The 13,430-nt window shown below is 38.2% G+C and carries 11 protein-coding genes; all 11 read left to right on the top strand.

The window, feature by feature from the left end; translation table 11 throughout:
* The first annotated feature begins 1 nt into the window (after window position 1).
* The 11 genes from CAL7507_RS18635 to CAL7507_RS18585 all read left to right on the top strand — a co-directional run bounded on the left by CAL7507_RS18635 (window position 2) and on the right by CAL7507_RS18585 (window position 12,891).
* Window positions 2–772 (top strand): class I SAM-dependent methyltransferase, encoded by a 771-nt coding sequence (locus CAL7507_RS18635; RefSeq protein WP_015130039.1) that lies wholly within the window; start codon window positions 2–4, stop codon window positions 770–772.
* On the top strand, window positions 769–2,022 hold the full coding sequence (locus CAL7507_RS18630) for a glycosyltransferase family 1 protein (RefSeq protein WP_015130038.1): 1,254 nt from the start codon (window positions 769–771) through the stop codon (window positions 2,020–2,022). Before CAL7507_RS18635 ends, CAL7507_RS18630 begins: the two co-directional genes overlap by 4 nt.
* 107 nt (window positions 2,023–2,129) lie before the next feature.
* Window positions 2,130–3,098, top strand: a complete 969-nt coding sequence (locus tag CAL7507_RS18625; RefSeq protein WP_042342282.1) for a glycosyltransferase — start codon at window positions 2,130–2,132, stop codon at window positions 3,096–3,098.
* A gap of 153 nt (window positions 3,099–3,251) precedes the next feature.
* Window positions 3,252–4,574 (top strand): glycosyltransferase, encoded by a 1,323-nt coding sequence (locus CAL7507_RS18620; RefSeq protein ID WP_015130036.1) that lies wholly within the window; start codon window positions 3,252–3,254, stop codon window positions 4,572–4,574.
* A gap of 64 nt (window positions 4,575–4,638) precedes the next feature.
* Entirely contained in the window at window positions 4,639–5,397 is a 759-nt protein-coding gene (locus CAL7507_RS30180; protein WP_015130035.1) for a class I SAM-dependent methyltransferase, read from the top strand.
* 390 nt (window positions 5,398–5,787) lie between these two features.
* Window positions 5,788–6,672: an FkbM family methyltransferase gene (locus tag CAL7507_RS18610; RefSeq protein WP_015130034.1), complete on the top strand. Its 885-nt coding sequence runs from the start codon at window positions 5,788–5,790 to the stop codon at window positions 6,670–6,672.
* A 28-nt stretch (window positions 6,673–6,700) separates the two neighbouring features.
* Window positions 6,701–7,849 (top strand): glycosyltransferase, encoded by a 1,149-nt coding sequence (locus tag CAL7507_RS18605; RefSeq protein WP_015130033.1) that lies wholly within the window; start codon window positions 6,701–6,703, stop codon window positions 7,847–7,849.
* A gap of 233 nt (window positions 7,850–8,082) precedes the next feature.
* On the top strand, window positions 8,083–9,183 hold the full coding sequence (locus CAL7507_RS18600; protein WP_015130032.1) for a glycosyltransferase family 2 protein: 1,101 nt from the start codon (window positions 8,083–8,085) through the stop codon (window positions 9,181–9,183).
* A gap of 122 nt (window positions 9,184–9,305) precedes the next feature.
* On the top strand, window positions 9,306–10,322 hold the full coding sequence (locus CAL7507_RS18595) for a glycosyltransferase (protein WP_015130031.1): 1,017 nt from the start codon (window positions 9,306–9,308) through the stop codon (window positions 10,320–10,322).
* A 5-nt stretch (window positions 10,323–10,327) separates the two neighbouring features.
* Window positions 10,328–11,515: a glycosyltransferase family 4 protein gene (locus CAL7507_RS18590; protein WP_015130030.1), complete on the top strand. Its 1,188-nt coding sequence runs from the start codon at window positions 10,328–10,330 to the stop codon at window positions 11,513–11,515.
* A gap of 2 nt (window positions 11,516–11,517) precedes the next feature.
* Window positions 11,518–12,891, top strand: a complete 1,374-nt coding sequence (locus CAL7507_RS18585) for a hypothetical protein (protein WP_015130029.1) — start codon at window positions 11,518–11,520, stop codon at window positions 12,889–12,891.
* Window positions 12,892–13,430 lie beyond the last annotated feature (539 nt).

Below are 13,430 nucleotides of genomic sequence, written 5' to 3'. Positions count from 1 at the left end.
TATGAACATATTTGGCACATATGCCCGCTATTATAATTTACTATACCGCGACAAAGACTATGCTGGAGAAGTACAGTTTGTAGATGGATTATTGCAAAATCATGCACCCACTACAAAATCAATCTTAGAACTAGGTTGCGGTACAGGAAATCATGCACTGCTATTAGCAAGAGCAGGATATGAAGTTCATGGGGTTGATTTGAGTGCGGAAATGCTACAGCAAGCAAGCGATCGCCTGTCTATTCTCCCGACTGATACAGCATCAAGACTGGGGTTTTCTGTAGGAGATATCCGGACTATCCATCTAAATCAGCAGTTTGATGCAGTCATCTCTCTATTCCATGTGATCAGCTATCAAACTACGAATGAAGACCTAGAAGCCGCATTTGCTACAGTTAAGGCTCATCTCAAACCTGGTGGTGTGTTCATTTTCGATTGTTGGTATGGGCCTGCTGTATTGAGCGATCGCCCAAATATTCGCGTTAAACGTTTAGAGGATGAAGAAATTCAAATTACCCGCATTGCAGAACCAGTAATATATCCTAACGATAACTTAGTTGATGTTAATTATCAAATTTTTATCAAGGATAAAAATAGCGGTGCTGTATCAGACTTTCATGAAACACACATGATGCGTTACTTATTTAAACCAGAAATAGACTTATTTTTTGCCAAATTTAAAATAAAGTTGCTTGGCTATGGTGAATTGGTAACTAATCGCCATCCAGGATTTGATACTTGGGGTATTTATTTAGTGGGTAAAAATCAATGAAAGTTGGTATATCTATAGGAAATTTAACCCAAGAAATCGGCGGCGGTTATACCTTTGAGTCAGAAATATTTCAATCATTGGTCAATTTTGGTTCACAAGGTGGTCATAATTTTGTCATTTATAGCTGGGATAAAGAAGCTCCTACAGAAGTTTTATCATCTCCACATCTTGAATTTGTCTCGCTTCAAAGAGATATAAAACAACGTTTGATTGATCAGCTTTCTAGGAGGGCGATCGCTATTCAGGAAAAAATTAAAAATTCTCATGCAGAATTTACTATTAAACAATGGCAAGAGCAGTTGCTTTTGGATTATCTCAGGAAAAATGGTGTTGATATAACTTGGTCATTTGTACATGGTTGTATGTCTATGGAGATGCCTTATATTACTACTGTATGGGACTTGCAACACCGATTACAACCATATTTTCCAGAAGTCAGTGTAGAAGGAGAATGGGATCGTCGGGAACACATAGAGTGTTCTACAAGATTAAGACGAGCTGCATTTGTAATCACCGGAACTAAAGTAGGAAAATCTGAAATTGAGTATTTTTATCAAGTGCCTAGAGAGAGAATCAAAGTTTTGCCATTTCCCACACCTCAGTTTGCTTTAAATCACAGGATTGATGATGAGATAAATATATTTCAGAAATATCAAATCCCCCAACAATATTTATTCTATCCCGCTCAGTTTTGGGCAAACAAAAATCATATTAACTTATTATTAGCAATCAAGTATTTACTTGATAAATATGGTCTTGAGTTTCCAGTCGTATTTGTTGGTTCCGATCATGGCAATCAAACATATGTCCAAGAAATAGTCACAGAGCTTAATTTAAACAAGCAAGTTTATTTTCTAGGGTTTGTACCTCAAAAAGATGTCATATCTCTTTATAAAAATGCATTTGCTCTCACATATATGACATTCTTTGGCCCTGACAATTTACCTCCATTAGAAGCATTTGCACTGGGCTGTCCTGTAATTGCATCAAAAGTTTCAGGTGCTGAAGAACAGTTAGAAGATGCTGCTTTATTGGTAGATCCAAAAGACCCAGAACACATTGCCAGCGCTATTAAATCACTTTGGGATCACAAAGAATTACGTCAAACTTTAATTCAGCGTGGAGCAAAAAGGGCTGCAAAATGGACTGGAAAAGATTACATACAAGGTGTCTTCTCAATACTTGATGAATTCCAAGCTATTCGGCGTTGTTGGAGTAATACAAAACCTTACTATAGGAATTCAATTTGATTTTTGAAAAAATATTAGTATCTGTAGGGTGGGCATTGCCCACCAAAATCATGATACTACGTATATTTCAGAAATCAAATATTAGTCCTATAGAATTTAAAATCTGTATGAAATCACCTCCCTTAGTTTCAATAGTAATTCCTTGTTATAATGCCGAATATTTTCTAAATGAAACTTTAGAAAGTGTTTTCTCTCAAACTTGGCAAAACTTTGAGGTTATTGTAATCGATGATGGTTCATCTGATAGTACTGCAAGCGTTATCCGCTCATTTGGCTCAAGAATAAAAGCTGAATTTTGTTCTAATCATGGTGTTAGTGCCGCACGTAACCGAGGTACTGAACTTGCCAGAGGTGAGTTTATTCAATATTTGGATGCAGATGATCTATTAACCCCAGATGCTTTAGAAAAAAGAGTGAAAGCTTTAGTTAATAGTAATGCTGATGTAGCCTATTCAGACTGGCAAAAACTAGAAGAAGGTGAGGAGAAAAATTTTTATCTAGGTAAGATCATAGCTAGAAGGATTGAAGATGTTCATGATGACTTACAAATTGCATTATTTACGGATTTTTGGGCACCACCTGCTGCTTTACTTTATCACCGTCGAACTGTAGAAGCAATTGGGTTTTGGAATGAATCTCTACCCATAATTCAAGATGCTCGCTTTTTGTTAGATGCAGCATTAGTAGGGGCTAAGTTTATTCATGTGCCTGGTGTACAAGCAAATTATCGAGTTCATAAAACCGCTATTAGTTTATCATGCTGTAATTCAGCTAGCTTTGTTCAAGATTGTTTCCAGAATGCTTGCCAAGTTGAGAAGATATGGAAAGCTAATGGTGGAATAAATTCCAAACAACTTGTTGCATTAGAGAATGTTTACGGACAAATAGCCCGATTCTTTTTTGAACACGATCGCCTAAAGTTTTACGAAGTCCTAGCTAAAATTCACAACATCAATCCCAACTATCTTCCTGCTGGTTCAAAAGCTTTGCGATATCTGGCAAAATGGTTTGGCTATGAGCAGGCTGAGGCGATCGCTTTGGCTTATCGTCAAGCTAAACGAATTTTAGTTAAATAGGATGCTCGCAAAAATCTTAGATCAAACATTAGTATGTTGACAATAAATTATCGTACTTTACCAGAAATTTATTGCCCTATTTGCTGCATTATCTACATTGCTCAAAAACCAATTAATAGCTAATCAAAATAGCTCTGAATATTACACACCAGCGTGAAAGTCATTCAAGTCCCCTTCTGTTTCTATCCCGACACCGTAGGCGGTACAGAAGTCTATGTTGAAGCACTATCCCGCTACTTACAACAGCAGGGAGTTCAGGTTGTGGTTGCAGCACCGGGAAAGGTCAGTCAATCCTACATGTATAGCCACCTCAAAGTCCGCCGCTTTGCAATATCAAACAATTTCCAAAATCTCCGAGATATCTATGGAGAAGGCGACCCACAGGCTGCTTTAGAGTTTAGCCATATTTTAGAAGCAGAACAGCCTGACCTCGTACACCTCCATGCTTTCACCAGTGGAGTTTCTTTGCGGTTAGTGCAAGCTGTTAAACAACGGCAAATACCTGTTGTGTTTACCTACCATACGCCCACCGTTAGTTGTCAGCGGGGAACTTTAATGCAATGGGGGACGCAGATATGCAACGGCGAATTGAATTTGCAGACTTGCACCCAGTGTACCTTACAGGGGTTAGGACTGGATCAAATTAGCGCCAGAGCGATCGCCAACCTACCACCCCAAATAGGAAATTGGCTCGATACCCTCAATTTACAGGGAGGAATTTGGACGGCCTTACGAATGACCGAATTAGTCAGTCTTCGCCATACCGTTTTACATGCCCTTATGTCTGAGGTTGACCATATTATAGCCGTGTGCAACTGGGTCAAGAATGTTCTTTTACTTAACCATGTTCCACCTGACAAAATTACTGTGATTCGCCAAGCACTGTGTCACGAACCACCAGAAAAATCACACTCTAGCCAACAGATTGTTATGCCCACCTTAAAGATTGCTTTCTTAGGTCGGCTTGATCCCACCAAGGGTATTCATGTTCTCATCAGTGCTTTACAAGCTATTTCTGAGTTACCAATCAGCTTAGACATCTATGGTGTTTCTCAAGGTGTAGCTGGTGAGATATACCAACAGGAATTGCAGACTTTAGCCGCCAACAATTCACGTATCACTTTTAAACCTCCGGTGCCGGCGCAAAAAGCGATCGCCACTCTGGCAGAATATGATCTGTTGGCTGTTCCATCCCAGTGGTTGGAGACTGGGCCAATGGTAGTGCTAGAAGCCTTTGCGGCTGGAGTACCAATATTAGGTTCTAATTTGGGTGGTCTTGCCGAGTTAGTTCAATCTGAAGTTAACGGCATTTTGGTAGAACCTACCTCCATCACAGCTTGGAGTCAAGCCTTACAACATCTTTACCAAAACAGGGATCTACTGCTACGGCTTAGGTCTAATATCCAGCTTCCCCCAAGATTGGAGACAGTAGCAACCCAGATGCTGTTAATTTATCGTGCGATATTACATATTTAGGTGATCAATCTTTATTCAGTTAGTGGAAAATTTGCTCTGTAGATGTGTGTAGTAGGAAATAACAATGAATGAATCTACGGCTCAAAAATATTATAGCCAGCATTATGATCTTACCAATGAGAATGCATGGCAAAAATGGCAACCTAAGTTAAGTTTCTTAGAAAAGAAAAATCTGTCTGAATTTCAAGATAGTTTTTGGCAAGAAGATATACAAGAAAATGTTTTAGCCACACTAGCTGAGTTTGCCCCCTTCCAGTCTGTTCTAGATATTGGATGCAGCACTGGTGATTTCTTAATACCTCTTAGCAGAGTATCTACCTACACTTATGGAGTTGATATTATTGAGTTCTCGATTGCTTGGGAATTGATGAAACGTGAATATCAAATTTATTGCCAACAACTTAATCTGGATGACAATGATCTACCATTTGCAGATGCCAGCTTCGATGTGGTAACCATGCTGGCGGTCTTAGAGCATGTTTTCGATGTACATCACGCCATTAAAGAAATTGCTCGTGTTTTGAAGCCAAATGGAGTTACGGTTATTCAAGTTCCTAATATTGCTTACATAAAACATAGGTTAGATTTGCTAAGTGGTAGATTACCTTGCACATCTAATGTTGAAAAGAGAGATAACTCTACTGAGTGGGATGGTCAGCATTTACACTACTTTACCTTGGGCACTTTGAGTAAATTGCTGAATCAATATGGGTTGCAAGTACAAAAAGTGAGATGTTCGGGAAAATTTGCTAAATTACGTTGGCTGGTTCCAGATATTTTGGCAGGAGATTTAACAGTTTTTGCTAGCAAGTCTGCCAGCTAAAATTTAAAAAATATTATCTGATATTGCCAGCTAAAATTTTTCAGAAAATGCTCATGGGACAAAAATTATCTATGTCCAATACACTAATACCATTTCACTTTAATAATGATACAGGCACGGCAATGCCTTACCTCTACGAGAAATCTGTCTGTATCAGCGTTTTCGTAAATTGGTATAACCCTGTTCTTAAGTCGGCTTGATCCCACCAAGGGTATTGATATTTTCATTAGTACTTTACAAGCTATTAAGGAACCGAATTATTGTATCCGAGTGAGAATCTCTATATGTAGATAGTTGATTCTAAGAAGCTTCAATTTCAGAAATACAAATGAATATACCAACTAGAAACTTAATAACTAAACACCATAATAAATCAAGGAGTTAATTATCATGGCAAAATTATTACCTGAAAACTTTTTTATTCAAAAGCTTGAACATTACTTGCGAGAAATAAGTTTGTGTTTTAGGATGGGAGCTAATTTTAATAGCGGTCTCAGGTTGGCTATTGCTACACTAAAGTTTCATATAAATAATGTATTAAATATTGCTCAATCAGCAAATCATTTACCTCCAAAATCTTATCAAATTCAATTCGGTGACTATTGTACTGATTTATGGCTCAGAACATATACTGGTGATATCTTTGTGTTGCATGAGATTTTTCTTGAATGCTGTTATCAAATACCTAAAATTTGGTTACAGGAAGCATCAAGTATTATTGATTTAGGTGCAAACATTGGTATAACTACGCTGTTTTTTAGAGCGTATTTCCCAAATGCTAAATATGTATTAGTTGAGCCGTCCACTACTAATTTATCCGTACTAAGACGAAATATATCATGGCTGGAAAAATGTAACCAAGCCCAAGTAATTGCAGGTGCAGTTAGTAACTATTCAGGTGAGTTAAGATTCTCTAATACTCAATGGAGTTGGGGAGGGTATATTGATCCAGACTCAAGTGAGGAAACCATTGTTCGTAGTTATACCATGACAGAAATCATAGAGTTATCAGGTTTAAACAAGATTGATATTTTAAAAGTAGATATTGAAGGCGCAGAAAAACAGCTATTTAGTCAGCCAAATGAGTGGCTAAAAAATGTCAAAATTATTATTGCTGAGTTGCATAATCAATACTCAATTGAGCAGTTTCAGAAAGATTTAGAACCAATGGGTTTTACAGTTATACCTCCCAACCCAAAATACGGAAATCGGATGATATGTGCCTTATCTCCAGAAGTATTGAATAATCAAAAAGAATTAACTACATCAAGGTAAGATTGACCAGTTTATAGAGATCAATACAATGGTCACTAGACAAAGAATTATCTACGTCCAATACACCAACCCTGGAGGTTACCCACCTTTAGAACATAGTTCCCGTATTTTGGCGCAAGAGGGCTGGGAGGTGCGGCTTTTAGGTACTGGAATATTTGGTACATCGGCTTTGTGCTTTCCACCTCATCCGAAAATCACAGTACAACTTATGCCATTTTGCTCATCTGGATGGCGACAGAAGTTGCATTATTGGCTATTTAGTCTTTGGGTGCTGATATCGACGTTAAGCTGGCAGCCTCAATGGGTATATGCTTCTGACTTGCTATCCAGCCCTGTAGCTCTGTTATTAAGTTTGTTACCTTACATTAACGTTGTTTATCATGAACACGACTCACCTAGCACTACAGAGAACAGCTTTTTCATTCGCTGCTGTTTGACTACTCGGAAATTGTTAGCTAACAGAGCTAAAATATGCATTTTGCCGAATCAACAACGAGTCGAGCGGTTTGCCCTTGATACAAGCACTCAGCACAATCTTTTCTGCCTATGGAACTGTCCTGCTCAGGCAGAAGCTATTCCAGATCGTCTAGGTTCTCAAAGAAATGGTTTGCAGATTTTGTACCACGGCTCTATCACACCATCTCGACTGCCAGTGGCTGTATTAAAAGCTTTGCTAATGCTGCCTAATACTGTCCAATTGCGCGTGATTGGCTATGATACAGTGGGTCATCAAAGCTATACACAACAGTTAAAAGAGATAGTTGAGCAAATTGGCATCAGCAACCAGGTTGAGTTTGTTGCTGCTATGCCCAGATATGAGCTGTTGAAATGGTGCAGAGAATGTGATGTTGGGCTTGCATTCATGCCTATTGGTGACAAAGATATCAACATGCAATGTATGGTTGGTGCTTCCAATAAACCCTTTGATTACATGGCTTGTGGACTGCCACTTATAGTTTCTGATTTGCCAGACTGGAAACAAATGTATGTTGAACCTGGCTACGGATTGGCTTGTAATCCTGATGATCCAGAAAGTATTGCCACAGCCTTGCAATGGTATCTTGAACATCGAATAGAGATGAGAAAAATGGGCGAACACGGTAGGAAACGTATCCTAGAAGAATGGAATTATGAGGCTCAATTTAAAGTAGTTAAAAACCAAATTAGCGAAACCTAATGACCCATATTTTCTTGATTTACAGAGCAAGTAGATTTATCTAGGGAGTCAATCCAAAATTGTTCGACCCAAACATCTTTTCAGATCATAACCACTTAAGAAATATTTTTACTTTTCTTTCTCATGATTAGTAGCTCAACTCCTATGTTTTACTAGGCTTTGCTTCTGCAATTTTAATAAGCGTTTGTATTCAACTTTACAAAAAAACTTAAAATGTACTGACAGGAGTTAAAATGAAGATTAAAAACCAAAACATAACTAATCCGTTTTTTTCTATCTGCATTCCTCAATATAATCGAACTTCATTTTTGATTGAGGCATGTAAAGTACTAGCAAGTCAAACCTTCAAAGACTTTGAAATATGCATTTCAGATGACCAATCAACTGATGGTAGAGAGAATGAGTTAATTGAGTACTTAGATCTGTCAGGAGTTTCTTTTGTTTATAAAAAACAAGAAAATAATCTCAGATACGACGGCAATATACGTACCAGTATAGCTTTAGCACAAGGTAAATATTGCTTTTTACATGGCAATGATGATTGTTTAGCTTCACCCACTACCCTAGAAGATCTCTACCAAGAAATGCAAAAGTATGAATCTTTGGGAGTTGTCATAACTAATTACGAAGACTGGGGAACTGGACTTAAAACTCAACGTATCAGACAGTCAAGATTAGTTGGCTCAGGACTGGAAATTGCTGCTACCCACTTCCGGAATGTTGCTTTTGTGACTGGTATTGTAATTGATCGAGTCAAGGCACAAAATTGTTATACAGACAAGTGGGATGGCTCAGAAATGTACCAAATGTACGTGTTTTCCAGAGTCATAGCCAGTGGTAGTTTATTGTTGGAACTCGATATGTCTGCTGTCAGGAAAGATATCAAAATTCCTGGTGAAACTGTCAATAGCCATGTTCCCAAATCAAGACTAAATCCTTGCCCAATTATTGAAAGAAAATTACCTATGGTGTTGATTGGACAGCTCATAGCTGATGGTATAGCTCCCTATCTAGATAATTTAAACCGCAACAGGGTGTTAGAGATAATATTTATTCAACTATATTTATTTACTTATCCTTTTTGGATTATTGAATATCGTCGTGTTCAATCATGGAAATTTGCTCTAGGTATTTGTCTTGGCATAAGACCTAAAAATACTTTTCAAGGGTTAAAATTGGATTTTTCAATAATGCTTAAATTATATATTATTTATATAATATTTTCTACAATCACTTTAATTACTCCTATAAGAGTATTTGATAGATTCCGAGACTTTCTTTTTTTTGTATCTAAATCTTTATTTTCATATAAAATGTGGGGACAGATCAGTTAATAAAATTTTCCTCTAGAAAAACCAGAATTTTTAGATTATACCAACGCTAAATCAGCCAAGAATTTACTCCTTAAATTTACCTTGAGGATGAAAATCAGTTATCTAATTTTTAGGGCTTTATTATGAGCTTGATTGTGATTGGTGGTTCTGGTGGAACCAATATTGCTGATGCCTTATTTAAAGCAGCTATTGCGCTTAACTTTGATGCTGTTCACCATAATACTAGCCTTGCCTATAAAGCTCCGTGGTGGATCAGGAAAATCAATTGGCATTTACGAGGTAAATATCCATCCAATTTAATAGCTTTTAATCAAAAAGTAGTCCAGACTTGTCGCAATTCTCAAATTAAGTTGTTATTAACAACCGGAATTGCTCCTATCAGTCAGCTAGCCCTAAAGCAGATTGGTGCAATGGGAATTCAGCGCCTTAACTTTCTTACAGATGATCCGTGGAATTCTGCTCACTATGCTCCGTGGTTCTTTCAAACTCTATCTCACTACGACATTATCTTTTCTCCCCGTCGCGCCAATCTAGATGATTTACTGAAAGTTGGTTGTCAAAGAGTTCAATACTTACCCTTTGGTTATGACCCAGATCTGTTTTACCCTGAAGATTACTTAAACCCAATGCAGGATGAAGTTGTCCCTGATGTAGTTTTTGCGGGTGGAGCTGACAACGATCGCATCGCCTATATGAATCTTTTAATTAAGGCAGGAATTCATCTGGATCTGTATGGTAATTATTGGGAAGCTTATCCTGAAACCAGATCCTATACCCAGGGTCAGGCAGATGTTCAAACCCTAAGGCGAGCAATTCGTCGTGCGAAAGTTGCTCTTTGCCTAGTCCGGCGAGCGAATCGTGATGGTCATTGTATGCGATCGTTTGAAGTTCCCGCAGTAGGAGCTTGTATGCTCACCGAAGATACTCAAGAACATCGAGAAATTTTTGGTGAAGAGGGACAAGCAGTTATTTACTTCAGGACGATTCCTGAGATGGTCGAGAAAACCCAGTGGTTGCTAAATCATGATGCTGAACGTCAACGCCTCGCTCAGAGCGTCTATACATTAATTACCCAAGGTCAACACACCTATAAAGACCGACTAAAGACAATGCTTTCTCTGACAGAATACTTACAATAACAACTATGAAACTCAAAATTGCAATTGTAGTTCATGGTCGTTTTCATGCGTTTGACATTGCACGAGAGCTAATTAACCAAGGGCATGATATTACTTTATTAACAAATTACCCCAAGAAAGTTGTAGAACAATTTGGTGTACCTCAACAATACATTAGAGCATTTTTGATACATGGCATTTTAACTCGTTTGATTCATAAATTTCATGGAGTTTTAGCTACTCCTGATTTTGAAGCTTTTCTTCATTCTGAATTTTCTAAGTGGGCTGCTGAGACTATTATCAAGTGTGACTATGATGTCGTCCACGTTTTTAGTGGTGTAGCTGAAGAGATTTTTCAAGCACTTTCAAATAAGAGTGTGCTGAAAACTCTGGTAAGAGGTTCTGCCCATATTCATACTCAATTCCAACTGCTATCAGAAGAAGAAAAGCGAGCTGGTGTATTGGTTAGTAAGCCAAGTAAATGGATGATTGCCAGGGAAGAACGAGAGTATCAACTTGCTGATGTAGTTTTAGTACTTTCAAGCTTTGCTTATCAGTCTTTTATTAGTCAAGATATTACGCCAGATAAACTCAAAATTTTACCTTTGGGGACGCAATTAAAAAAATTTCGTCCAGAACAACAAGTTATTGAAAATAGATGTCGTAGAATTCTCTCTGAACCAAAGCTGCGTATTTTAATGGTGGGCAATTTTTCATACCAAAAGGGAGCAATTGATTTTGTCAAAATCGCAGAATTAGTATCTTCATCTTGCCAAGTTAAATTTGTTGGTGCAGTTGTGCCTGAGACTAGTGAACTCGCCCAAAAAAATAGTGCAAATATCGAATTTATTGCCAAGCAACCTCAATCTGAATTGCCTAGATTATATGCATGGGCAGATGTATTCATCTTCACATCTATTCAAGATGGCTATGCCGTTGTTTTAGCCCAAGCTCAGGCTGCTGGTTTACCAATTTTAGCGACAACAAATTGCTCAGGTGCGGATATTATCGTTGAAGGAAAAACTGGCTGGTTACTACCAATTCGCTGTCCAACAGGCTTTGTAGAACGCTTGAAATGGTGTCATGAACATCGCCAAGATTTGGTGCAAATGGTGTGGAGAGTTTATCAAGACTTTCAACCTAGGGACTGGGCAGAGGTGGCTACTGACTTTGTTCGCATTCATGCAGATTTATTGCAGCAAAAGCTCGGTTAACTATGCTGACTTTAGAACAGAAGTGGTTAATGTTTTGGCTATTCATTTGGATAGTTGTTATGGGTTTAGTTATCCACAAACAGTGGGATAAAAAAGTACCAAGTGTTGGGTTACCATTGCTTTTTTTGCTGAGTTTATCCATCATCCATTGGTTTGGAGGGATGATTTATGTTTTCCCTTGGTACAAATCACATATTGAGGAGATCGCACCGACTGATGTCAGCGTAGGTTTTCACCAAAGTGTTTATGGTGTCATAGGATTTGGACTCGGCAGCATTATCCTAGCCCCTCTAGCGCTCAAAATACTCAAGCCTAGTTGGTTTTATGAGTTTCCTCGCCAACCGAATTTAAAACTTGTCAAAGCCTACCTTGTTTTGGGGCTAGTCTTTATCTTTGTTTTATCTCCCATTCTGGCTAAAATTCCTAGCTTTGCAGCCTTAGCTAATTTAGGCATATTTTACTTAATTGTGGGTTTGTGTCTGGCTTGCTGGAAAGCTTGGTGTATGAGAAATACTTTAGCCATTATATTCTGGCTAGCGATCGCCTGTTGTCTACCCTTGATTACTACATTAACTATGGGTTTCTTTGGTTATGGTGCTGCTGGAACCACAGTGGTGCTGGTCTTCACGTTCACTTTTTACCGCCCACGATGGAGAGTAATCTTCATCGGTTTATTAGTTATGTTTCTTGGTTTTTCTGCCTTTGTGAACTACCTGCGCGATCGCAATCAAATTCGAGCCACAGTTTGGGGTGAAAAAAATACACAGACAAGAATTGAGCAGTTACAACAAACAGCCACAAACTTCGAGCTATTTGATCCGTTCAACCAGAAACATTTAGAGTTAATTGATTTGCGGATGAATCAAAATGCCCTAGTGGGTAAGGCTGTCAGGTATATCTCCAGTGGTAAAATTGACTATGCTGGTGGCGAAACTTTAGAACAAGCAGCAATAGCATTAGTCCCTCGTATTCTGTGGCAGGGTAAGCCAGTTACCGCAGGTAGTGGGGATATTGTCAGCCGATACACGGGTATGAAGTTTGCTGTAGGAACTAGCATAGGGGTTGGATCAGTTTTAGAGTTATATCTCAACTTTGGTTCATTAGGAGTAATTTTAGGATTCATAGTCTTGGGGACAGTCATCCGAGTGATTGATATTACAGCTGGATATCAACTTATTAATGGTAACTGGGTAGGCTTTACTTCGTGGTTTTTGCCAGGACTCGCGATGATTAATCCTGGCGGTTCCTTCGTGGAAGTTACAGGTAGCATCGCTACTTCTTTGGTGTTAGTTTACATCATCAATCAAGTCTACTTGCCAAGATTTAGTAAAAGGCAAGGCCTAGTCAACAAGAAGGATTTGGCATCATTTATCTAGAAGTGCTAGCGTGCGGCAAACCTACACTAGGAGGGAACAAAGATAAAAATAAAGAACCATAGAAAGTTCTATCAAAAAGAAGACAAGATGTTTTATACGTTAGAGAAAAGTATATTATTCCTCTGTCAAAAAATCTGGTAGCTCAAATAAATGTATCATGAGTTACAAAAAATGCTGTTACATTACGTTAATGCAACCTTCTTTGAGTAAGTGTAAGCGTTACAGATATCGCCAATTTTGACCTATTTCGAGACTAGCAAAAAGTTTGATCAGCTAAAGACATAACAATAATGATGTGCTAACATAGCGTCCAGGTGCTGCTAATAATAGTAATTCTACTGAGAACCGGGCAAGTTTAAGTACCAAAGTGACTTAAAGCTGACTCTTCAGGGTAATCAATCAAGAATAGTGGGTGTAATACTTACATGCTGCTTTCCTAAAATAATGTCTTCTGCCGCGATTTCTCAAGGATTTTGGGTGGTGTTGCTGCGTGCAAAATGTAATATCACTCCAATTTACTCTGGATGAAGCTGAGTTAA

Origin of the sequence: Calothrix sp. PCC 7507 (genome assembly GCF_000316575.1) — a bacterium.
Classification (GTDB): domain Bacteria; phylum Cyanobacteriota; class Cyanobacteriia; order Cyanobacteriales; family Nostocaceae; genus Fortiea.
The sequence above is the reverse complement of the archived record's forward strand: the minus strand, read 5'-3'. Positions and strand labels throughout refer to the sequence as shown.